18 protein-coding genes and 2 pseudogenes are annotated in these 22,576 nt (G+C 43.1%); 13 read left to right on the forward strand and 7 right to left on the reverse strand.

What is annotated here, in order from left to right:
- Positions 1-239 precede the first annotated feature (239 nt).
- The 3 genes from A3775_RS17250 to A3775_RS17260 all read right to left on the reverse strand — a co-directional run bounded on the left by A3775_RS17250 (position 240) and on the right by A3775_RS17260 (position 4,904).
- Positions 240-908 (reverse strand): dienelactone hydrolase family protein, encoded by a 669-nt coding sequence (locus tag A3775_RS17250; protein WP_066383366.1) that lies wholly within the window; start codon positions 906-908, stop codon positions 240-242.
- A 15-nt stretch (positions 909-923) separates the two neighbouring features.
- A complete protein-coding gene (locus A3775_RS17255; protein WP_066383369.1) occupies positions 924-1,586 on the reverse strand; it encodes a phosphoribosyltransferase in 663 nt (220 codons plus the stop codon).
- A 432-nt stretch (positions 1,587-2,018) separates the two neighbouring features.
- Positions 2,019-4,904, reverse strand: a complete 2,886-nt coding sequence (locus A3775_RS17260) for a zinc-dependent metalloprotease (protein WP_066383371.1) — start codon at positions 4,902-4,904, stop codon at positions 2,019-2,021.
- Between the two features lie 620 nt (positions 4,905-5,524).
- Between A3775_RS17260 and A3775_RS17265 the strand changes: the two genes are divergently transcribed.
- The 6 genes and pseudogenes from A3775_RS17265 to A3775_RS17290 all read left to right on the forward strand — a co-directional run.
- Positions 5,525-6,895 carry a nicotinate phosphoribosyltransferase gene (locus A3775_RS17265; protein WP_066383373.1) on the forward strand — a complete coding sequence of 457 codons (1,371 nt, stop codon included), beginning with the start codon at positions 5,525-5,527 and terminating at the stop codon, positions 6,893-6,895.
- A gap of 57 nt (positions 6,896-6,952) precedes the next feature.
- Positions 6,953-7,555, forward strand: a complete 603-nt coding sequence (locus A3775_RS17270; RefSeq protein ID WP_066383576.1) for a nicotinate-nucleotide adenylyltransferase — start codon at positions 6,953-6,955, stop codon at positions 7,553-7,555.
- A complete protein-coding gene (locus A3775_RS17275) occupies positions 7,516-8,262 on the forward strand; it encodes an NrtR DNA-binding winged helix domain-containing protein (RefSeq protein ID WP_066383375.1) in 747 nt (248 codons plus the stop codon). The genes A3775_RS17270 and A3775_RS17275 overlap by 40 nt, the downstream gene beginning before the upstream one ends.
- Positions 8,263-8,305: 43 nt before the next feature.
- Positions 8,306-10,045: an NAD+ synthase gene (locus tag A3775_RS17280; RefSeq protein WP_066383377.1), complete on the forward strand. Its 1,740-nt coding sequence runs from the start codon at positions 8,306-8,308 to the stop codon at positions 10,043-10,045.
- Positions 10,046-10,157: 112 nt separating this feature from the next.
- Positions 10,158-10,430 (forward strand): ATP-binding cassette domain-containing protein, encoded by a 273-nt coding sequence (locus A3775_RS17285; RefSeq protein WP_066425996.1) that lies wholly within the window; start codon positions 10,158-10,160, stop codon positions 10,428-10,430.
- 439 nt (positions 10,431-10,869) lie between these two features.
- Positions 10,870-11,382: pseudogene (locus A3775_RS17290) on the forward strand (AAA family ATPase); the annotation flags it as partial.
- Between the two features lie 3 nt (positions 11,383-11,385).
- Here A3775_RS17290 and A3775_RS17295 read toward each other — a convergent pair.
- Positions 11,386-12,051, reverse strand: a complete 666-nt coding sequence (locus A3775_RS17295; RefSeq protein ID WP_369816001.1) for a tetratricopeptide repeat protein — start codon at positions 12,049-12,051, stop codon at positions 11,386-11,388.
- Positions 12,052-12,677: 626 nt separating this feature from the next.
- Here A3775_RS17295 and A3775_RS17300 point away from each other — a divergent pair.
- The gene (locus A3775_RS17300; RefSeq protein ID WP_066383380.1) at positions 12,678-13,004 is read left to right on the forward strand and encodes a YbjQ family protein; all 327 of its coding nucleotides are present in this window, start codon (positions 12,678-12,680) and stop codon (positions 13,002-13,004) included.
- A gap of 406 nt (positions 13,005-13,410) precedes the next feature.
- On the forward strand, positions 13,411-14,049 hold the full coding sequence (locus A3775_RS17305; protein WP_066383381.1) for a hypothetical protein: 639 nt from the start codon (positions 13,411-13,413) through the stop codon (positions 14,047-14,049).
- 80 nt (positions 14,050-14,129) lie between these two features.
- On the opposite strand, the gene A3775_RS17310 is transcribed toward A3775_RS17305, so the two are convergent.
- Together A3775_RS17310 and sufR are read right to left on the reverse strand one after the other, a co-directional pair.
- On the reverse strand, positions 14,130-14,390 hold the full coding sequence (locus A3775_RS17310; RefSeq protein ID WP_066383382.1) for a hypothetical protein: 261 nt from the start codon (positions 14,388-14,390) through the stop codon (positions 14,130-14,132).
- Positions 14,391-14,687: 297 nt separating this feature from the next.
- Positions 14,688-15,353 (reverse strand): iron-sulfur cluster biosynthesis transcriptional regulator SufR, encoded by a 666-nt coding sequence (gene sufR / locus A3775_RS17315; RefSeq protein WP_066383392.1) that lies wholly within the window; start codon positions 15,351-15,353, stop codon positions 14,688-14,690.
- A 246-nt stretch (positions 15,354-15,599) separates the two neighbouring features.
- Between sufR and sufB the strand changes: the two genes are divergently transcribed.
- From sufB to A3775_RS17340, 5 genes and pseudogenes are all read left to right on the forward strand, one after another.
- Entirely contained in the window at positions 15,600-17,039 is a 1,440-nt protein-coding gene (gene sufB / locus A3775_RS17320; RefSeq protein WP_066383395.1) for a Fe-S cluster assembly protein SufB, read from the forward strand.
- Between the two features lie 93 nt (positions 17,040-17,132).
- Positions 17,133-17,921: a Fe-S cluster assembly ATPase SufC gene (gene sufC, locus A3775_RS17325; RefSeq protein ID WP_066383399.1), complete on the forward strand. Its 789-nt coding sequence runs from the start codon at positions 17,133-17,135 to the stop codon at positions 17,919-17,921.
- Positions 17,921-19,264 (forward strand): Fe-S cluster assembly protein SufD, encoded by a 1,344-nt coding sequence (gene sufD / locus A3775_RS17330; RefSeq protein ID WP_066425998.1) that lies wholly within the window; start codon positions 17,921-17,923, stop codon positions 19,262-19,264. Before sufC ends, sufD begins: the two co-directional genes overlap by 1 nt.
- A gap of 130 nt (positions 19,265-19,394) precedes the next feature.
- Complete coding sequence (locus A3775_RS17335; RefSeq protein WP_066426000.1) at positions 19,395-20,657, forward strand: cysteine desulfurase; 1,263 nt, start codon at positions 19,395-19,397, stop codon at positions 20,655-20,657.
- Positions 20,658-20,845: 188 nt separating this feature from the next.
- A pseudogene (locus A3775_RS17340) lies at positions 20,846-21,568 on the forward strand (RNA-guided endonuclease InsQ/TnpB family protein); the annotation flags it as partial.
- 547 nt (positions 21,569-22,115) lie between these two features.
- On the opposite strand, the gene A3775_RS17345 reads toward A3775_RS17340, so the two are convergent.
- Positions 22,116-22,430 carry a P-II family nitrogen regulator gene (locus tag A3775_RS17345; protein WP_066383419.1) on the reverse strand — a complete coding sequence of 105 codons (315 nt, stop codon included), beginning with the start codon at positions 22,428-22,430 and terminating at the stop codon, positions 22,116-22,118.
- Positions 22,431-22,576: the final 146 nt, after the last annotated feature.

The following is a 22,576-nucleotide window of genomic DNA, read 5'->3' on the forward strand; positions in this document are numbered from 1 at the left end:
TGGAATCTGGAAGTTTATTTGTTGTTATCTACTGTAGAGATGTTGCATGCAACGTCTCTACATTTGACTTTTCACGGGATATGGAAAACCCCTCTCCAAACCTCTCCCCTGCCAGGAGAGAGGCTTTGAGTTTTCCCCATTCCCTAGTAGGGAAGGGGGTTAGGGGGTGAGGTTTCACGTTAGCTTTTCCACATAACGTGAAAAGTCAGCTCTACATCCATCACTGATTGGATGCAACTTCATTTGAGATAACTTGTGAACCACTCACTCGCCAGTTGTGCCACAGCTTCTAATTTGCCGGGTTCTTCAAATAAGTGAGTAGCTTGAGGCACAATCTTCAAGCTTTTTTCTGCGCGCAACTGTGCTAAAGCACTCTCATTCATGGCAATTACTGGCGTATCATAACCCCCGACAATTAATAATGTCGGTGCTTTGACTTGCGGTAATGCAGAGGTGGCTAAATCAGGCCGTCCCCCACGAGAAACAACAGCTTTGACAACATCTGGACGGGCTGCGGCTGCTACTAAAGCTGCACCTGCGCCTGTACTTGCGCCAAAGTAACCAATGTTTAAATTATGCGTCTCTGGATGTTGAGCCAGCCAATCTGTTGCCCCTACTAGCCGGGATGCTAATAACCCAATATCAAAGCGTAAATGTCTGGTGTGGATGTCAATGGCTTCTTCTTCAGCCGTGAGCAAGTCAATTAATAAAGTAGCCAGTCCCGCCTGTTGTAAAACTCCGGCTACATAGCGATTGCGGGGACTATGGCGACTGCTACCACTGCCATGAGCAAATAAAACTATGCCTGTGGCACCTTCTGGGATGAATAAGTTGCCTTCTAGGTTGACCTCACCTGCTGAGACTGATACTATATACTCGTGGGGATGTTGTGTCAATATCGGATTCATAAACTCAACCTCCTGTTATGAGCCGTTAGCAATCAACTGTTTTTGCCTGGCGAGTAGGTGACAAACTTCTGCATCAGTTGTTTGGGAAAAATCTTCGTACCAGATACCAATGGCAGATAAATGTTCTGGCATCAATACACAGACAAGTTTATCTAATGCTGGGGCTAGTTCCTCATAGGTGGATGTGCCAACTACGGGAACGGCTAAAACTAATTCGCGGGGTTGTTGTTGTTTGATTGTGGCGATCGCTGCCCGGATAGTGGCACCTGTGGCAATGCCATCATCAATTAAAATGATGGTGCGATTGGTGATGTTTGGTAAGGGGCGATCGCCTCGATAAAGTTGATTGCGGCGTTGTAATTCATGGGTTTCTCTGGCTGCTACAGCGTCTATAATTTCTTGGGGAATTCGCAACCAATCAACAACATTCTCATTAATCACACGTACCCCACCTGTAGAAATTGCACCCATCGCTAATTCTTCATGTCCTGGTACGCCGAGTTTCCGCACCAAGCAAACATCTAAAGGTGCATCCAGATTTTTAGCTACTTCGTAAGCTACAGGTACACCCCCACGGGGAAGTGCCAAAACCAGAACATCGTCCCGATGGGCATATTCTGACAACTTAGCAGCTAATAGCTGTCCGGCTTCTGTCCGATGAGAAAATTTTTGCAGCATATTGTTACACCTGGTTTATGAAAAAAGTTCTTTTTGTGACTGTTTTACAAGATGAGTAATTCCGTGTGTAATCAAAACTCCTTGTAAATACTACCAGTCGGGTTTCTGTGAGATTATCTTATGAGTCAAAAACGATACTTTAGGAATCTTGTAGGGTGCGTCAGACTGTTTAAATGCTGTCAATAAACGTATTTTTGGTATCTGACGCACCCTAGTAATATGCCAGTTGTGTGAATTCTGTACTTGAGACTTGACGGAGGTTTCTGTGCAACCCAACTGACTATCAGGAGGCAATACACGCGATTACACAAGAATCGCTATCTTAAGGTTAGACAAAAAATGTGAGGAAATTGTGAGGACAGTGGGAAGGCGATCGCACTACTCACGTAGGAGTTGCAATTACATCAAAATTACATCTGTCTTCAAGGGTGATTAATTCCCCTGCAACGGTGCATTTAAAGCTTTCTCAATGCGATCGCGGGTTTCCAAAATGTGGGCTTTGGTGTATGCGTCGCGGGTGTTTACTTGCTGGAGTTTGCTATGCAATTGTCTAAGTTTATACCATGCTAGCGAGCGTGCATCTTCTGGTACGTATTCTTGCCGTAATACCATACGAATTAAAATGTCTAAATATTCTCTTTGCAATCCTCTGCGGAAACTGGTAATTTTGAGTTTTCCGCCTTTTGGTTGTAGTACCTCTGTCCAAATTCCGGTTTGCAATGTATCAAACAGTTCTGGTAACGTCAGTGATTTTTCTGGTGGGTTTTTCAGTTCCAAATCCTTAAGTTGGGAGAGGCGATCGCCTGCTAGCAATTCCCGCAAAACAGCACCCTGCAAGAGCAATACTAAATCATGAATGGGATAATCTAACCGCCCCATCTGCGGAAAACTACGCCAGTGTAGCCACCGTGAAGGTGCTAATTTATTCAGCAATTCCGGGGGAAAATTTAGAGCCTTCTCATCAAATACATATTTTTGTAGTGTGTTTAATGCTTGTCGTTGCTTTTCTAGGGGGACTGATTCAAATGGTAATCGCTGTTTAGTAGATACTCTTTCCCTACCATGCAGTCGGTAAAATGATTGTCCACCTATATATTTAGTAGTGTAGAAGATGTTGCGAAAATAGTTATTCAAAATTGTATTAAAGCGATCGCTGACATCACTATAACTATCACCCGCTAACGGAAAACGTTTATTCAGACGTTCCCACATCAACCGCGAATTATCTAGTTGCCACTGTGAATAAACTAGGACGTTGCTGCTATAATCCCAGGCATCGGCAGTTGGATCAAGACCATAGACATCTTCATCTGTAGCATAACTCAACTCCGGTTTCTCAGATTGGTTAGCGATCGCTTGCAGCATCGGCTTTTCTGCTATGGGGTTGGCGGCTAGAATTGGGGTATAACCATACTGAATTGCCCACTCATCATAAACCCCGACGATGCTGGGGAAAAAATCTCCCTGCTTTGTGCCTGGGGGTGCAATGTTGGGAGGAATATAATCCATCACCGAAGTTGTCATACCTCTAGTGCTGGTAATCTCCTGATTATTCATCGCTTCTGGTGGTAGGAAAGTGCTACCCCGGAAGTTGTGACGCAAACCGAGAGTATGACCCACTTCGTGGGCGATAATTAAACGTAAATATTCATGGATGTATTGTTGTATTTGTTTTTGGCTGGGTACGTTGTCTTGTAGTAATGACATCGCCATCGAACCAAAAGCAAATTGATTAGCTGCTTCGATGCCGTAGCACACATCATACTTGCTGCTTAATTGGGCTAACCGTTGCAAAAATTTATTTGGCTCAGTTGTGCTGTTGTCTTTGGTAGTTCTACCATAATTACAAAGCTGGCGATCGCGGATTAATCCTGATAAAGAAGTGCGAGTTTTGCTTTGACTTGGTTGGATGAGTTGACGATAGTTACCCTTGAGATAGCGGATAAAGCCGGCATCTACTAAGATATCTGCATCTAAAATTTCCCCAGTTAAAGGATTAATGCGAGATGGCCCCATCGCAAAATAACCATCCACTGTGTTAATCCAGCGAATCGTATTATAGCGGATGTCTGCCGGATGCCAGGTAACATGATCTGGCATTTGCTTGGCTACAATCGCATCTTTAAATCCCGCTTTCAAAAAGGCTTTGTTCCACATTAGTATGCCTTCTTTAATCGCATCGCGATATTCTAAAGGCACAGCGTTGTCAATCCAAAAGACAATCGGTTTTTTTGGTGGAGATATCGGTGCGTTGGGATTTTCTTTTTCTAAATGCCAGCGATTAATATAACGGATAAACGGTTCATCGCGTTCATGTTCAGATAAATCGTGGTAGGCAGTGATAAAATAACCCACACGTTCGTCAGCTAATCGGGGACGATAATTGTTGTTTGGTAATTGCGAGAGACTGTAGTGAACCCGCAAAGTAAAGCCACGGCTATCAGGCAGGGCTGTAAAACCCTGCATTGGATTTGCTTGATTACTACTACCTGAGAAAGTCAAAATTGTTTCCACCTCTAAGTTTTGGGGAAAAACTTTTGCATCACCAAAATAGGATTGATCTGTGTTGGCACTCATACCTATACTCAGAGCTAATCCTGATAAGTCTGTCAGTAGTAAGTCACCCAAATCAATCAGTAAACTTTGGCGTTGGGGATGAATACTTTTAATCGGCAAAGCATAGAGAACCGAATCACTAAAGGAACGGGCGAGCGATCGCACTTGTGGATCACCTTCCCGTGTGCGAAAATTCACATTCCGCACTACAAAATATAAGTTTTTATCTACCCGTTGGAAATAAAATAAAAAGTCCTGTAATGGCAATCCACTATAAATTCCCTCTTCACCAATCCCAGATTCCAAGGTTGCAGTCGCTAAATAATTTTTATTGAGTTGTTCTGGTTTTACTTCCAGATAAATTTTATTCTTTTCTTGATGATGATATATAGTAAATAATCCTGCTGATTTCTCCGTATCTTTAATTACTGTATCAAATTCTTCCCCATCATCTTTTTTCTCTGGTTTAGTTGCGCTCTCAGGTTTCTTTACCGGATTATCTGTCGGTTTACCCACTTTTAATAATGGTTGTTCCCCTGATTTTTTAGTATCTTTAACTACCCAAAAAAACGGTTTATTTTGTACCTGTTGATTTGGCTCAATTACCCACAGTTGTTTATTTGTATTTTTTGCTACATTTGTTTTTTGGTTGTTATCAACCATTTTCTGGACTACACCATGAGGTAATGATTGAGCATTTGCAGATGTGATGCCTAAAAATAAACCCTGTAACACTATTACATAAAAGGACAGCCTATTCATCCCATTCATCCCTGATAACGCTAGTTAATGTTTAATTATGATTTTTAGTCTGGTTTTGCTGTAGTAATTTTTTCCTTTGATAGTTTGTCTTAAACAATACGTATTATTTTTACATTAATTTAGTAAAATTACAGAAGAAAACATCAGAACTTAACTAAATTTGCTGATAAGTTTGTATTTTGATGTTAAATATTTAATTTCCGTAAATATCAATCTCTCATCTGGCAGATTTTCCGATGACGCACCCTACTAATGTGTCAGTTGCGTCAATCCTGGGTGATTTTGGTTATTTTCTTTTTAATGAAATTAACCATTAAAAAAAGTTAATTAATGGTTTGATGACATATTGCCGACAAAGTTACGAGTCCAGGCCGGATGCAGCCTAACAAAACAATCCTGACGACGAGGGCTAAGTGTAGTGTAGGGTGCGTCAGCCGCGATAATTGGGTAAAAACACAGATGTTTAACATCTGACACACCCTACTAATGTGCTGCGGTCGAGGGAACAGGAAGGATCAGGGAATAGTTAGGGTTTTGCTGTTTATAATTTTTATACTTGACAGACCTTATGGTAAATTCTACCATAATACAAGCAACCATTTTTGTAAGGAAGCTCTGGTATGTCACCTTTCCCGGTCTGGGATAGCCACCAGAAACCAAAATTAGATATCTCTGCGGCAGAATACAGCCTTCTCACAGACCTTTATCAGTTAACAATGGCAGCTTGTTATACTGGTGAAGGTGTGGAACAACGACGGGCTTGCTTTGAGTTATTCGTCAGGCGTGTGCCAGAGGGTTTTGGCTATTTAATTGCAATGGGTTTGGCGCAAGCGTTGGAATATTTAGAAAACCTGCGCTTTAGTCCCGAACAGATAGCCGCATTACAAGCAACAGGGATTTTTGCCCAAGCTAGCCCTCGCTTTTGGTCATTGTTGGCTGAAGGACGGTTTACTGGGGATGTGTGGGCAGTACCAGAAGGAACAGCAGTCTTTGCCAATGAGCCATTATTGCGTGTAGAAGCACCTTTATGGCAAGCGCAATTAGTTGAAACTTATCTATTAAATACCCTCAACTACCAAACCCTGATAGCAACCAGGGCGGCACGTCTGCGGGATGTCGCAGGTGAGAAGGCTAGACTTTTAGAATTCGGCACGAGACGGGCATTTAGTCCCCAAGCTTCATTGTGGGCAGCCAGGGCAGCTTTAGCCGGGGGTTTAGATGCCACCTCCAATGTGTTAGCCGCGCTACAACTGGGTGAACAGCCTAGTGGTACGATGGCTCATGCCTTGGTTATGGCGTTATCCGCGATGGAAGGCAGTGAAGAGCAAGCTTTTACAGCATTCCATCGTTATTTTCCTGGTGCGCCATTGTTAATTGATACTTATGATACTGTCGCGGCGGCAGAACATTTAGCCGTAAAAGTGAATGCGGGAGAGATGGAGTTAACAGGAGTCAGGTTAGACTCTGGAGACTTAATCACTTTATCTCAACAGGTGCGATCGCTCCTTCCCAACGTGACAATTTTTGCTAGCGGTGACTTAGACGAATGGGAAATTGCCAGACTCCAAGCCGCAGGTGCAGCAATTGATGGCTATGGACTAGGAACGAAATTAGTTACCGGTTCACCTGTGAATGGAGTGTATAAACTCGTAGAAATTGACGGTATCCCGGTAATGAAAAAGTCCACGGGTAAAGTCACCTATCCCGGACGTAAGCAAATTTTTCGGACATTTGCCGACAATCAAATTACAGCCGACAGACTAGGATTAATCAGCGAAACTCCCCTACCTGGAGAACAACCCCTATTGCAATTAGTAGTCAAACAAGGTCAACGACTGCAACCACTAGAAACCCTAGCCGAAATTCGCCAACGTACCACCGCTTCCGTAGCCAGTTTACCAGAAAAAACCAGACAACTAAATCATCCTATGACCTTAACAGTAGAGATTTCCCCCACACTGGCAGAGTTAATCAGGGGAGTGGGGAGATGAGGGAGAAAAACTAATAACTAATAACTAATGACTAATGACTAATAACTAATAACTATGATGCAAAAAATTGCTTTATTTGGTACTAGCGCAGATCCACCAACAGCAGGACATCAAAAAATTCTGCGGTGGTTGTCTGAGCGTTATGATTGGGTAGCAGTGTGGGCGGCTGATAATCCATTTAAATCTCATCAGACACCATTACCCCATCGGGCGGCAATGCTGCATTTGTTGATTACGGATATCGAAGCACCCCACAAGAATATAGCTTTAGAACAGGAATTAAGTAGTTTTAGAACCTTGGAAACCTTAGATAAAGCTAAATCACGTTGGGGTGATGATGCCGAATTCACCTTAGTAATTGGTTCAGATTTATTGCATCAGCTACCGCGCTGGTATCGAATTGAAGAATTATTACAGCAAGTGCAATTGTTGATTGTACCGCGACCGGGATATGAGATAGATGAATCTAGCTTAGAAGCCGTAAAAGCACTGGGAGGCAAAATTGCGATCGCCAGTTTAACTGGTTTAGATGTCTCCTCTACAGCGTATCGTGAACATGGAAACACCGCAGCCCTAATTCCCCCTATAGCTGCTTATATCAATCAACAGCGTTTGTACAAATGCCCGCCCGCAATCACAAAAAAAGTTCAAATTTGTTAAATCAACAACCTTTGGCTGATTTTAAAGTAGGTGTTGATAATGTAATTTTCTCTGTAGATACTGTTCAGAATCGTCTGTTAGTTCTGTTAGTAATGCGGCAGCAAGAACCATTTTCAAATCAATGGAGTCTGCCCGGTACTTTAGTCCGTCAAGGAGAGTCTTTAGAAGATGCTGCTTATCGCATTATGGCAGAGAAAATTAGAGTCAATAATCTTTATTTAGAACAGTTATACACCTTTGGCGGCCCAAAACGTGACCCCAGAGAAGCCACTGGTAGTTATGGTGTGCGTTATCTATCAGTTAGTTATTTTGCCCTAGTCAGATTTGAAGAAGCAGAACTAATCGCTGATGGCGTGACAGGTATTGCTTGGTATCCAGTCAAGCAAGTGCCAAAATTAGCCTTTGATCATCAGGAAATTTTGGCTTATGGACATAGAAGGTTACGCAATAAATTAGAATACAGTCCGGTAGCTTTTGAAGTCTTACCGGAAATGTTTACTTTAAATGATTTATATCAATTATACACCACAGTTTTAGGGGATAATTTCGCTGATTATTCTAATTTTCGCGCCCGTCTCTTGAAGTTAGGCTTCTTATCTGATACAGGTATCAAAGTATCAAGAGGTGCTGGTCGTCCCGCCACTTTATATAAATTTGATGCTGACGCTTTTGCCCCATTTAAAGATAAGCCTTTAGTGTTTATTTAGCACAGGGAGCAGAGGAGAAAAACTAATAACTAATAACTAAACTATGAAAATTGCGATCGCTCAACTTAATCCTATAATTGGTGACTTGTCAGGTAATGCTCAAAAAATTCTGGAAATAGCACAGCAAGCTGTGGCAACAGGGGCGCGGTTGTTGTTAACTCCAGAACTTTCTTTATGTGGCTATCCCCCCAGGGATTTATTATTAAATCCCAGTTTTGTCGCAGCTATGAATGTTACTTTACAGCAATTAGCGAGAGATTTACCCGCTAATTTAGCTGTGTTAGTTGGGACTGTCGCCCAAAATTTAAAAGCCCATGTTACAGGCGGAAAAACTTTATTTAATAGTATCGCTTTGTTAGAAAATGGACAAATTAAGCAATATTTCCATAAGCGACTCTTACCAACTTATGACGTATTTGACGAAAATCGTTACTTTGAACCAGGACTAGAAGCTAACTATTTCACCTTAGATAATATTGATATTGGTGTAACAGTTTGCGAAGATTTATGGAACGATGAAGAATTTTGGGGTAAACGGCATTATGCAGCTAATCCCGTCGCTGACTTATCAATTTTAGGTGTGGATTTGATTGTCAATTTATCAGCCTCACCCTACACAGTCGGTAAGCAACGCAGTCGAGAAGCAATGCTCAAACATAGTGCTGTGCGTTTCCAACAACCGATCATTTATACTAACCAAGTTGGCGGTAACGACGACTTAATTTTTGATGGTTTTAGTTTTGCTTTAAATCGTCAAGGTGAAGTAATTTGTCGTGCGCCTGGTTTTACCAGCGATTTAGTGACGGTAGAATTTGACGCAGCGCAACGGGATTTAAAATTAAGTTCTGTTGTCCCAGAATACACCTCAGAAGATGAAGAAATTTGGCACGCTTTAGTTTTGGGGGTGCGAGATTATGCCCAAAAGTGCCGTTTTTCTAAAGCCGTCTTGGGTTTGAGTGGTGGGATAGATTCCTCATTGGTAGCGGCGATCGCCACGGCCGCCCTTGGTAAAGAAAATGTCTTAGGTGTACTGATGCCTTCCCCCTACAGTTCCGAACATTCCATCAGTGATGCTTTAGCATTAGCCAAAAATTTGGGGATACAAACACAAGTTATACCCATAGGCGAATTAATGCAAGGTTTTGATCACAGCTTGGCTGATTTGTTTGCCGGGACAGAATTTGGTATTGCTGAGGAAAATATTCAATCCCGAATTCGGGGTAACTTATTAATGGCGATCGCCAATAAATTTGGCTATGTATTATTATCTACCGGCAACAAGTCAGAAATGGCAGTGGGTTACTGTACCCTCTACGGTGACATGAATGGCGGGTTAGCCGTAATTGCTGATGTTCCCAAAACTCGCGTTTATTCCCTCTGTAACTGGCTAAACTCTCAACACTCAACAGTCATCCCTCAAAACGTGATCACCAAAGCACCAAGCGCGGAACTCAAACCCGGTCAAGTTGATCAAGACTCTCTACCACCCTACGAAATTTTAGACGATATTTTGCAACGCTTAATTAATCAACATCAATCAGTAGGGCAAATAGTCGCCGCCGGTCATGATTCTGTAGTTGTAGACAGAATTATCCAAATGTTAGCACGGGCTGAGTTCAAACGCCGACAAGCACCACCAGGATTAAAAATTACTGACCGCGCCTTTGGTACAGGCTGGCGAATGCCAATTGCTAGTAGTTGGAGTGCGTTGAAAAACACATATCACACTGAAACCTCTAGTTCCAGTGTTTCTTGTTGGGAGAATCAAGAATTACAAGCATAATTAAACGCAAAGTGGCGCAAAGTTGACGCAGAGAAACGCAGAGTTTTTTTACTGAGGGTTTGTAGTCAAAAATGGTAGTCTATAGTAATGAAACTGTGTAATCAATGTCTTCATGTCTGCTGCTGTTCTGCTAGAAAACGTCTACAAGTTTTATAACCAAGTGCCTGTAGTAAATGACCTGTCATTTAGCATCGAGGCTGGAGAAATATTTGCTCTGCTTGGCCCTAATGGCGCAGGTAAATCCACTAAAATTCGGATGTTGACGACACTGACTGTCTGGGAAAACATGGAATTGCACGGCAGACTACATCATATAGCTAACTCACAACGACAACGATTAATTAATCAATGGTTGGAGTATGTTGAAGTGAAGTACCCCAACTAAGCTGACGCTATAGTTGCGGCTTCGCGTCTCATTCGCCATTGCCTCCTTGTACAAGTACAGATTGGTCTTACACAGCGTTTCTGGTATTGCTACCTTTATCTTCTCAAGGAAGAACCCGCGCCGCCATCCCACTTCCTGGGACAGTTTGATTGCTTTTCGTCTTACTCGCCTTGGATTTACGACAATGGTCAACCAGCTAGGTTTTCAGATTCCCCGATCTACCGATTTATCTGCGGCAAGGTTCGTACACCTACTTTGAAGTTAGCCTGTCTGTTCAATACGGTCGGGTGGGTTGTCAACCATCTGTATTCTACCGTAGATTTGACGACTTCTCATACATCTTTGACAGTCTTTCCTACGGAAAAATTGCTCAAAGATGCTATCGTCGTCGTCCGACTTATATCCCCACATTCCATTCTTATAGGTGGGGACTTACGCCGATTTTGTTAAAACCTTGTCTGGGGGTATGAAACGGCGGTTACAAATAGCTAGGGCTTTGTTACATCAACCGCGAATTTTATTTTTAGATGAACCAACGGTAGGATTAGATCCCCAGACTCGGCGACGACTATGGGAAATTATTCGAGATTTGAACCGCCAAGGAATGACGATACTATTAACTACTCATTATATGGATGAGGTGGAATTTCTCTGTGATGCTTTTGGCTCGACTCAACCAGGACGCATCGGGATTATGGATGGTGGTAAACTGATTTCTTTAGGCACGCTACAACAATTACGCTCTATACATGGTGAAGGTTTGGTCATGAAACAATTGGATGTTACCAACGCAGCAGGTGATAGGGCGCGCCAATGGGAATATTTGTTTTTCCCGTCTTTGGAAGCAGCAAACAATTATCTGAATCAACAGACTAATAAAACTGGGATGATGGTACGTCCTTCTAATTTAGAAGATATTTTTGTAGAATTGACTGGACGGCAGTTAAATTAATTTTTAGCCGCCTAATTCTTGTAGCATCGCTTCTACTCTGGCTACACCATCCGAGTCATTGCGCCGGCGATATAAGTCACGGGCTTTCTGTAATAAATTAGTGGCTTGCTTGGGTAGACGACGCTGTTTATACATTACAGCCATAAATTCGTAGGTTTGACCGTTGTTCCTATCCAGTTTAATGGCTTCCTCAAACGCCCAGTTAGCTGCTTTGTAGTCTCCTAGGCGAGATTGGGTGATACCTAATCCTATATAGGCGTTAATATTACCTCTATTGAGTTGTATGGCACGACGGTAAGCTTCTTTCGCTCCAGCCGTATCACCCATATTACCTTTGATGAAACCTACAGCATAGTAAAAATCACTATTGTTGGGGTTGAGTGCGATCGCCCGCCGGTATGCTGCTAGTGCCGCTTGAAAATTCCCTTGTTGTGCATACAGGTAGCCGATACCCGAATGGATTCTCGCATTCCTATTATCTAGGGCTGCTGCTCGTTGGTAAACAGCGATCGCCCCATTATAATCACCCGCGTCTACTAGCTGTTTACCCTGCTCCAAAAGTTCTTTCAATTCTGGTTTACTAGCTTGCGCTACTATAGTTTGAGCCTGTGCCACTGTTGGGATGCTAGCAACACTGCTTCCTAACAACAAAACACCCAATATTAACATTATGCGTTTGTACACAGTAAATTTCCTGAAATTATAATCAACTTTTTGCTTGTACATTAAAACAAAAATATCAATTTTTGCAACCTGTAGTTTGCCTGACTTTATAAAATATTAATAATCCGTAAATACCTTCACCTCGTTTCACAGGGAACTTTTAGGTTTCATTTGGAATCAAGCAACTATTACAGCATTGGGCAATTAGGCAAGCTATCAGTATAATTCATTCACCGCCGTCCACCATCAATGCAACTTTAGCTCATGAAGATGAAAATCGCTATAGTACAAATTCAACATCATTTCTCAGTTCGATTATCCCTTGTAACTCAGTGAGATTATTTGGTCAGTATTTTGTCTGCTAACTATTACTAGAAAAAGTTTAAATGCTATGTATATAGGGACTTGATGATTTACTAATGTTCTGGGAATACACAAATTCATCCTTGCTCAAATATATAGCGAATTTTTCTATCAATGTCTCCAAAAATATTCATGTTTTCTTGTCTATTTTTTCGTTAAAATCAAGCTAAACTCCCAAAATTTACTTGATTGACCACACAATTCGCTAGAAAACACTGACAGCAATTATACATAAGCATGAGCTAATCCGCAATTTGTGAGGATAAATTATGATTTTAACCACAACTGATGTGATTCAAGGTGCAGTCATCGAATCATATTTGGGCATTGTCACGGCAGAAGTTGTCTATGGTAGCAATTTCCTGCGGGATTTTTTAGCTGGGATTCGGGATGTGATTGGTGGACGCACTGGTAGTTATGAGCGTTTATTTGAGCAGGGACAAAAAAAAGCCATCGAAGAATTAGAACAACGTGCATTGCGTTTAGGTGCTAACGCTGTTATTGGTATCGAAATTGACACGGGGACGATTAATGTTGACCAATCAGGAGTTTTGTTACTGATTACTGCCACAGGTACTGCTGTGAAATTGCGTTAGTTTTTGTCTCTGTATTTATATATCTTTGGTTATAGCTGTGAAGAATTTTTGATGAGTAATATTGTGGTCAGTATCACTCATCATCTATGACCAAAAATTTAAATTATTTATGAAAAACTAATTATGATTCCTTATTGAAAGTATTGAAAAATTTACAAAACAGAATTGAGTAAGTTTTGAGAAAAAGTGAATAATACCAAATAAGATAGCCTAATTTGGCAAAATTCAATTATTTGAAAATAGTTAAATAGACTGATTTCTTACGACTCTTGATAGAGTGAATAACTCTTTCTGCTGATAGATATTAAAATCTATAATTCGCCATTTAATTTTAAACGTAAGCATAAATATAACTAACTTGAAAAAAACTTTACTTGAGTAAAGTAGCAATGGAGAAAATAGACTTATGTCATACGTAAATCGAGTAGGTGACGATGTTATACAACCGGAAAGTGCGATCGCTGGCAGAGTAGCCGAGTATCATGATCGTGTGCGCTGGGGCCCGATAATTTCCGGTGTATTAGTTGCTTTAGCTACGCAATTGATTTTAAGTTCGGCATTTGCCGCCATTGGCGCGGGAAGCATTGCCGGCTCCGGTGCGCCTCGTAGCATTGCACCTGGCGTTGCTGGTAATGTCGGGATTTGGTCAACCATTGCGCTATTAATTTCCCTATTCGTTGGCGGTTGGATTACAACCCGTGCTTGTGGCCCCATGAATCGCAATACCGCACTGCTCAACGGTGCGATTTTATGGGCTACCACTTTAGCACTTAGCTCCTGGCTATTAGCAAGTGGCGTGTCTGGTGCTTTTGGTGTTGCAGCTTATAACGCTGGGGAAGTAATCAACCAAGTACAACAACCAGGAGGCGTAGTTTTACCACAGAATATACCTAACGTCACTCCCGAACAAGCTCGCGATATTGCGGCGGCGACTTCTAGGGCGTTATGGTGGTTTGTCTTCGGTTCTTTATTAGGTTTAGTGGCAGCGTTGATCGGTGCGGCTGTAGGTGTTCGCAGTCCTCGCTCCCACAGTTATCAAAGTTAGTGCAGAAGTTCTACATATTCCGCCCTGCCCAAATCCCCGACTTCTTTGAGAAGTCGGGGATTTATGTCATGTTGATTTAATTACCATTTTAAATAAGCCGCTTCTATTCCTTCCTCTCTCCTAATTTTGCCGTCTTTTTCAAACCAAGCTATTACTTGCTGTGTTGTTAAATCTTCCATAGCAACACCATACTCTTGGGCAATATGTTTTAACAGTTTGAGAGAAGAAATAGTTAATCTTGTTAAAAACTTTTCAGGAGAAGACAACAAAGCCGCGTCTACTTTCGCTGATTCTTCTAAAGTGAGAAATTGAGTTGATGGTTGTTGTGATGATAAATCCATAAACAATTCAAAATTCAAAAGTTAAAAGTTAACTTTCGCTAATATAGCGTTTTCTAGTCTCATGATGTATCAATTTATCTGCGTATCCTGCGGGTGAATCCTACGGATACGCTGCGCGAGCGCGGTAGCGTCTCGTAAGAGAAGCAAGCTATATCTGCGTCCATCTGCGTTTAATTCTGACTGATCTTCACTTGATTGTGAATTGCTATATTAGCCGATAATTGGTAAAACCCTTGACCAATTGACGATGATTGATAACTTAAACTGAAAATAACAACCAATTTACATATCTTATTCTTATTTGCGGGCTTGCACGAGATAGCCACAACGATGTTCACCGTTGATCAGCCAATGGGTACGCTCAACTGTACAATCTGGCAGCACCGCCGCAAACATTTCTAATTCGTGTCCGCAAACAGTGGGAAATGACTCAGCGACATTAGAAATTGCACAATTATGTTCCATGAAAATAAACTGTTCTGCCTGTGTTGAGTCAGGAGAATCTACAGGGTGATATTCCGCCATGAAACCTTCAGCTTTTCGCAGTTCTACTAACTTCGCTACCCGTTCTCGCAATGCGCCGTTACCTACGCGATCGCGATATTCTTGGGCTTTGCGTTCCCACTGTTTTTGTAAAATTGTCTTAAATTGGTCTTGTCCTACCGTTGCGGCTAAGGTATCCAGCAACGACACGGCAAAATCACCATGGCGATCGCTCACTCCTTTGTGTAGGCGATCGCGCCCTTGACGACTCAACTGATAAACGTGCTGTGGTCGCCCCATCCCCACCTGTATTGAGGAATAAACAATTAACTCCTCCGCCTCCAAATCTTTGAGATGACGACGAATTGCTTGCGGGCTAACATCTAAAACTTCTGCGAGGTCGAACGCCGTCGCCTGGGAGTTTTTTAGGAGATATTCTAGGATCTCTTGCTTGGTTGAGGACTGTTGAGTGGTCGCCATCTTCTCTACAAGACGCTCCGCGAACGTCCAAAAAAATTTTTTCAGAAAATTTGACTAAAACAACATTGTTGTTGTTAATCTAGCGTACAATAAGATTATATTAAACAACAAGCTTGTTGTTTTAGTCTATATTTTAATTGTAACAGCCGCTTAACCACTAGGCTAAATCAGATGGGAAGCAACCCAATACTCCCCGTCTTCCATCTTTAAAGAGAACCACACACAGAACACAAGAGACCACTAGCGATGAGTGCTACTGTCAAAACCTTAGTCAACCAGCCCTACAAGTACGGTTTCATAACGGATATCGAAACCGACACGATTCCGCGTGGACTAAACGAAGACGTTATCCGCTTAATCTCCGCCAAAAAGAATGAACCGGAGTTCATGTTGGAGTTCCGTCTCAGAGCTTACCGCCAGTGGCTGAAAATGACCGAGCCAACCTGGCCGAGCGTCACATATCCACCAATTAATTATCAGGATATCATCTACTACTCCGCACCTAAGCAAAAAAAAGAAAAACTCAACAGCTTAGAAGAAGTAGATCCTACCCTGCTAGAAACCTTCGAGAAACTAGGTATTCCCCTATCTGAGCAGAAACGACTCGCCAACGTCGCCGTAGACGCGATTTTTGATAGCGTTTCCGTCGCCACCACCTTCAAAGAAACACTTGCCAAAGACGGCGTTATTTTCTGCTCAATTTCCGAAGCACTGCGGGAACACCCAGAACTCGTGCAGAAATATTTGGGTAGCGTTGTCCCCATTGCTGACAACTACTTCGCCGCCCTCAACTCGGCGGTATTTAGTGACGGTTCCTTTGTCTACATTCCCAAAGGCGTGAAATGTCCAATGGAATTGTCTACCTACTTCCGCATCAACTCCGGCGATACAGGACAATTTGAACGGACTTTGATTGTCGCAGAAGAAGGTAGCTATGTTTCCTACTTGGAAGGTTGCACCGCACCAATGTACGACAGCAACCAACTGCACGCGGCGGTAGTTGAACTCGTCGCCCTCGACAATGCGGAAATTAAATACTCCACCGTTCAAAACTGGTACGCCGGCGACGCTAACGGTAAAGGTGGTATTTACAACTTCGTCACCAAGCGCGGTTTGTGTCAAGGTGTAAATTCTAAAATTTCTTGGACACAAGTCGAAACTGGTTCGGCAATTACTTGGAAGTATCCCAGTTGTGTGTTAGTCGGTGATAACTCTGTCGGGGAATTCTACTCGGTGGCGTTGACTAACAATATGCAGCAAGCCGACACCGGAACGAAAATGATTCATGTCGGGAAAAATACCCGCAGCACTATCATTTCTAAGGGTATCTCCGCAGGTAATTCTAGTAATAGTTACCGGGGTTTGGTGAAGATTAATCCCAAGGCTGAAGGGGCGCGAAATTATTCTCAGTGTGACTCGATGTTAATTGGGGATAATGCTCAGGCGAATACTTTCCCTTATATTCAGGTACAGAATCATACGGGAAAGGTGGAACATGAGGCTTCTACTTCTAAGATTGGGGAAGATCAACTGTTTTACTTTGCTCAACGTGGTATTTCTGCGGAAGATGCTATTTCTATGATGATTAGCGGTTTCTGCAAGGATGTGTTTAATCAGCTACCTATGGAGTTTGCTGTTGAGGCTGATAAGTTGTTGAGTCTGAAGTTGGAAGGTAGTGTTGGTTAGTACCTGTTTTTAAACGCGGAGGGGCGCGGAGGAAACGCGGAGGTACGCGGAGAGAAGAGAGAAGAGAGAGAAGAGAGAGAAGAGAGAGAGAACATGATTGTTGAAAATAGTGAAGTTGTTTTGTCGGTACGTGATTTGACGGCTGAGGTTGATGGTACTCCGATTTTGAAGGGTGTGAATCTTGAGGTGCGTTATGGTGAGATTCATGCCATCATGGGGCCGAATGGTTCTGGTAAGAGTACGTTTTCTAAGGTGTTGTCAGGACATCCAGCTTACACTGTGACTGGTGGTGAGGTGATTTTCCAGGGGCAGAATTTACTGGAAATGGAGCCGGAAGAACGGGCTAGGGCTGGTGTGTTTTTGGCGTTTCAATATCCTTTGGAAATTCCTGGCGTGAGCAATTTGGATTTCTTACGGGTGGCTTATAATTCCCGTCGTAAGGCTCAAGGTTTGGAAGAGTTAGATGCTTTCGATTTTGATGATTTGATTGAGGAAAAGTTGGAGGTGGTGAAGATGAATCCCGCTTTCCTCAGTCGTAGTGTGAATGAAGGTTTTTCTGGCGGTGAGAAGAAGCGCAATGAAATTCTACAAATGGCGTTGTTAGAACCAAAGTTGGCAATTTTGGATGAGACTGACTCTGGTTTAGATATTGATGCGCTGAAAATTGTGGCTCATGGTGTTAATCAATTGACTAGCCCGGAAAATGCCACGATTATGATTACTCACTACCAACGCTTACTTGATTATATTGTTCCTGATTTTGTCCACGTGATGGCACGGGGTCAAATTATTACCAGTGGTGGTAAGGAATTGGCTCTGGAATTAGAATCTCGTGGTTATGACTGGCTGTTAGAAGAATCTGCTGTTGGGGTGGGTGTGTAATGACTATACAAGTTTCTCCTAGTGCCATTCCTAACTCGGATGCTGTCAGTGTGACATCTACTCTGTTAGATAGAGATGCTTATTTGGTTGGGTTGTTAAATCAGGTAACTGTACCAGCAAGTGAGGGGTGGTTACAAGAATTACGTGATCGCGCGGCAAATTGGGTGCGTCATTCTACTATCCCTACTACCCGTGAGGAGGAATGGCGGTTTACTGATTTGTCTGAGTTACGCCAAGTAGAATTTCGTCGCGCTGTAGAGACGCGAGGAGTAGCGTCTCTACAAGATGCGGGCGATAACCGTTTGGTGTTTGTCAATGGTGTTTATGCGCCGGAGTTGTCAGCAGTTGCTAAATTACCGACTGGTGTAGTTGTCGGTAATTTATCGGCGTTGTCTCTACCCGAACAGGAACGGGTACAGCAACATTTAGCCCAAGCTGAGGGTGCATTAGAGGTATTTACTGCACTCAACACTGCGGGGATATCTGATGTGGCGGTTGTGTTGGTGGCGAAAAATGTCATCGTGGAAACGCCTATACATCTATTATTTATAACTGTGGCTGGTGAGACAGCGACAATTTCCCAACCCCGGTGTTTGGTGGTGGCGGAAACTGGTTCACAGGTAAGTGTAGTTGAAGATTATCAGACTACTCTAGACGCAGAGGGGGTTTACCTCACCAATGCAGTTACGGAAATTGTTATTGCTGATAATGCCCATGTGAATCACACTAGAGTAGAGAGGGAGAGTAAACAAGCTTTCCACATTGGCAAAACTGCTGTGACTCAAGCACGTTACAGTCGTTATACTTGTCACGCCATTACTTTGGGTGGTAAGTTATCACGGCATAATTTAGAGATTTTGCAGACTGGTGAGCAAACAGAAACCACCCTCAACGGTTTGACGATGATTGGTGATAGTCAGGTGGCTGATACTCACAGTGCGATCGCACTCAATCATCCCTATGGTACAAGTAAGCAATTACATAAATGTATTGTAGGCGATCGCGCTCACGCTGTCTTCAACGGTAAGGTTTTCGTTCCCAAACCAGCACAGTTAACCGACGCAGCCCAGTTAAACCGCAACTTGCTGCTTTCACCAAAAGCCAGAGTTGACACCAAACCCCAACTAGAAATCACCGCCGATAACGTCAAATGCGCCCACGGTGCAACAGTCAGTCAGTTAGAAGACGATGAAATATTCTATCTGCAAAGTCGAGGTATTGATGCCAACGACGCACGCAAGTTATTAGTTAACGCCTTCGCCGCCGAAATCATCAACCACATCCCAGTCGCTTCCTTGCGAGAAGAATTACTCCACACCGTCACTACCTGGAAACAGGGATGAGGAAGATGAGGAAGATAAGGGAGATGAGGGGGATGAGGTAGACAAGGTAAAATCTATTACCCAATGCCCCATGCCCTATTCCCAACTAATGACTAATGACTAATGACTAATGACTAATGACTAACTACCAATGACTTACACTCCTACAAGAACCCTTGCTGATAAAGTCCGCGCTGACTTCCCGATATTGCATCAGGAAATCAATGATAAACCCTTGGTTTATTTAGATAATGCGGCGACATCACAAAAACCCTTATTTGTATTAAATGCTCTGCGCGATTACTACGAGCAATATAATGCTAACGTACATCGGGGAGCGCATACCCTCAGTGCTAAAGCCACCGACGCTTATGAAGGCGCACGGGATAAAGTCGCTAAATTTATCAATGCTGCATCCCGTCAAGAAATTGTTTTTACCCGCGACGCTAGCGAAGCCATTAACCTCGTCGCTTATAGCTGGGGAATGAACAATTTAAAAGCTGGGGATGAGATTATTTTGTCGGTGATGGAACACCACAGTAATATTGTTCCTTGGCAATTTGTGGCACAAAAAACAGGTGCAGTTCTCAAGTTTGTGGAATTGACACCAGAAGAAACTTTTGACTTGGAACAGTTTAAACAACTGATTTCCGAAAAAACTAAATTAGTCTCTATAGTTCATGTTTCTAACACACTGGGTTGTATTAATCCAGTGGCAGAGATTGCGAAAATTGCTCACAGATACGGCGCGAAATTCTTAGTTGATGCTTGTCAAAGTGTTCCCCATACACCTGTAGATGTCCAGCAAATTGGCTGTGACTGGTTAGTAGCATCTGGGCATAAAATGTGCGCTCCGACTGGTATCGGCTTTTTGTATGGTAAGTTGGAATTACTAGAGGGAATGCCACCATTTTTAGGCGGTGGTGAAATGATTGCGGAGGTGTATTTAGACCATTCTACCTATGCAGAATTGCCGCATAAATTTGAAGCTGGTACACCTGCAATTGGGGAAGCGATCGCCCTCGGTGCAGCAGTAGATTATCTTACTAATATAGGTATGGATAAAATCCACGCCTACGAAGCAGAATTAACCGCTTATTTGTTCCAACAATTAGCACAAATTCCCCAAGTCAGAATCTACGGGCCTAAACCCGATGCCAAAGGAGAAGGTAGAGCCGCTTTAGCAGCATTTACCGTTGCAGGTATCCACGCCAACGACTTATCTACATTATTAGATCAAGAAGGCGTAGCTATTCGCTCTGGACACCACTGCACACAACCATTACACCGCCACTTAGGTTTACCAGGCAACGCACGCGCTAGCCTATCTTTCTACAACACCCGCGAGGAAATTGATGTCTTCATCAAAGCACTCAAGGAAACCATTGACTTTTTTGCTGGTATCTTCGGTTAAAAATCCGCTAATTGCTGTCCACATTTCCCTGACTTCTTGAAAAAGTCGGGGATATTTTTTCTCATCACTAATTTATCGAAAATTTGGGTTGAAAACCCCGTCCTTCTAGGACGGGTTTATACTCTTTGTGTTAGCATAAGTATGTGGTTAAGTGGTCGTTCGCGTAGCGTCTCCGTCAGGAGAAATCCATGATTGTTTACGAGTTCAAGGTCAAAGGAAAGGATAAGCAATACAGAGCGATAGACGAAGCAATTCGTACTAGCCAATTCATTCAAAACAAGTGCTTGCGCTACTGGATGGACAACAAGGATTCAAAGGTAGATAAGTACGCATTGAATAAATATTGTGCGGTATTGGCTGCTGAATTTCCTTTTGCTGATGAACTTAACTCAATGGCTAGACAATCTGCTGCTGTTCGCGTAGCGTTCCCGTAGGGTACGTTCATGGTCAGCGATAGCTCGATTTTACGATAACTGCAAGAAAAAGATAAAGGGTAAAAAGGCTTTCCGAAGTTTAAGAAAAATTGTCGTTCGGTTGAATATAAATCAACTGGGTGGAGGCTTTCAGAAACTAGAAAAGCCATAACGTTTTCTGACAAGAAGGGGATTGGAACTTTAAAACTAAAAGGGACTTACGACCTTAACTATTACGACATCAAGCAAATTAAGCGCGTTCGTTTAGTACGTCGTGCTGATGGGTATTACGCTCAATTTGCGATTGATATTGTAGGGGCGAACGGCCGTTCGCCCCTACTTGAAACTCAACCCACGAATCAAGTTGTGGGACTTGACTTAGGATTAAAATATTTCATTGCCGATAATAAAGGTAATGTAGAACCATCACCCCAGTTTTACCGTAAGTCAGAAAAACAGTTAAACCGAGCTAACCGCAAAAAGTCCAAAAAGTTCAGCACGCCTTTAGGCTGGGGAGTGTCAATTCAGTTTTAGCTGAAGAATTAGGGAATCAGTTAATACTATTGACACAGATATTGCTTGCCAGACTCAAAAACACAGTCATTTTAAAATTACTACAAAAGGGGGGGCAGAGGTGCTGCCGACGGCAGCACCTCCGTCCTCCTTTAGAATGATTATCATTCTGGATAAGGGCATAATTTATTTTCTGGAAGTCCCCAACGGCTAACGTCACTGATCATGCTCCTCGACATGGCCCACCTGATTGCGGTCGTCGTGGGGATGCTGTTGGTTCAGGCCGGAAACCGTTCTCAACTCGACTGGCACGGTGAGCGGGGGCTGAGTTTTCTGCAACTGGGGCTTCGAGAGATTGCTCGGCGGTGTGATCAACGACTGCCCTTGCCCACCTTCACCCCACTGCCCTAGCGAATTCCTCCGAAAGTCTATGCCCTGAAGCACTATCAGCAGGCATGAGACTCTCGGATTGAGTTCTCAAAGGTGATGACCGTGGACGACAGAGTTTTCTGCACTACTAAGTGGTTTTGAGTCAGAACTTGTGCGCGTGCAGTACCTCCGCCTCACAAAGATAGGCGATGCCCGAATAATCGTCGAAAAACTTCGCTGCGACCTCATCCGAAATCTTCAGGGCCATATCCCGATTGGCGGTGAGCACCTCGATCTTTATATTCGAGTAGGTGTCGGAAACGCTGGGTTGTCCAGACGAGCGCACGTTGCGACTGCCTTTACCGCCAGCGGCCACCACCGTATAACCGGTAGCCCCGGCTTCGTCGATGATCTTGACGATCTGTTTCAGCAGCAACTTTTCCGTGACGATGACGAGCTTGCTGGCTTGCTGGGTCATGTGGGTTACCTCTTAACGCGTGTAGTCATTGAACTACACAGAAACTCAGGAAAACGGCAGCACCGCGCGCTATCGCGCTGATCCGAGTCGACGAAGGGGATACCATCGCGTTCGTATACACATTGTATAATAGCGCGCTTGCCATA

It is taken from the genome of Anabaena sp. 4-3 (assembly GCF_001597745.1).
In the GTDB taxonomy this organism is placed as follows: domain Bacteria; phylum Cyanobacteriota; class Cyanobacteriia; order Cyanobacteriales; family Nostocaceae; genus Trichormus.

Coding starts and splice junctions, on each gene's coding strand:
- A3775_RS17250 (WP_066383366.1), bottom strand. CDS start 908: ATGAATCCGATATTGACACAACATCCCCACGAGTATATAGTATCAGTC.
- A3775_RS17255 (WP_066383369.1), bottom strand. CDS start 1,586: ATGCTGCAAAAATTTTCTCATCGGACAGAAGCCGGACAGCTATTAGCT.
- A3775_RS17260 (WP_066383371.1), bottom strand. CDS start 4,904: ATGAATAGGCTGTCCTTTTATGTAATAGTGTTACAGGGTTTATTTTTA.
- A3775_RS17265 (WP_066383373.1), top strand. CDS start 5,525: ATGTCACCTTTCCCGGTCTGGGATAGCCACCAGAAACCAAAATTAGAT.
- A3775_RS17270 (WP_066383576.1), top strand. CDS start 6,953: ATGCAAAAAATTGCTTTATTTGGTACTAGCGCAGATCCACCAACAGCA.
- A3775_RS17275 (WP_066383375.1), top strand. CDS start 7,516: ATGCCCGCCCGCAATCACAAAAAAAGTTCAAATTTGTTAAATCAACAA.
- A3775_RS17280 (WP_066383377.1), top strand. CDS start 8,306: ATGAAAATTGCGATCGCTCAACTTAATCCTATAATTGGTGACTTGTCA.
- A3775_RS17285 (WP_066425996.1), top strand. CDS start 10,158: ATGTCTGCTGCTGTTCTGCTAGAAAACGTCTACAAGTTTTATAACCAA.
- A3775_RS17295 (WP_369816001.1), bottom strand. CDS start 12,051: ATGTTAATATTGGGTGTTTTGTTGTTAGGAAGCAGTGTTGCTAGCATC.
- A3775_RS17300 (WP_066383380.1), top strand. CDS start 12,678: ATGATTTTAACCACAACTGATGTGATTCAAGGTGCAGTCATCGAATCA.
- A3775_RS17305 (WP_066383381.1), top strand. CDS start 13,411: ATGTCATACGTAAATCGAGTAGGTGACGATGTTATACAACCGGAAAGT.
- A3775_RS17310 (WP_066383382.1), bottom strand. CDS start 14,390: ATGGATTTATCATCACAACAACCATCAACTCAATTTCTCACTTTAGAA.
- sufR (WP_066383392.1), bottom strand. CDS start 15,353: ATGGCGACCACTCAACAGTCCTCAACCAAGCAAGAGATCCTAGAATAT.
- sufB (WP_066383395.1), top strand. CDS start 15,600: ATGAGTGCTACTGTCAAAACCTTAGTCAACCAGCCCTACAAGTACGGT.
- sufC (WP_066383399.1), top strand. CDS start 17,133: ATGATTGTTGAAAATAGTGAAGTTGTTTTGTCGGTACGTGATTTGACG.
- sufD (WP_066425998.1), top strand. CDS start 17,921: ATGACTATACAAGTTTCTCCTAGTGCCATTCCTAACTCGGATGCTGTC.
- A3775_RS17335 (WP_066426000.1), top strand. CDS start 19,395: ATGACTTACACTCCTACAAGAACCCTTGCTGATAAAGTCCGCGCTGAC.
- A3775_RS17345 (WP_066383419.1), bottom strand. CDS start 22,430: ATGACCCAGCAAGCCAGCAAGCTCGTCATCGTCACGGAAAAGTTGCTG.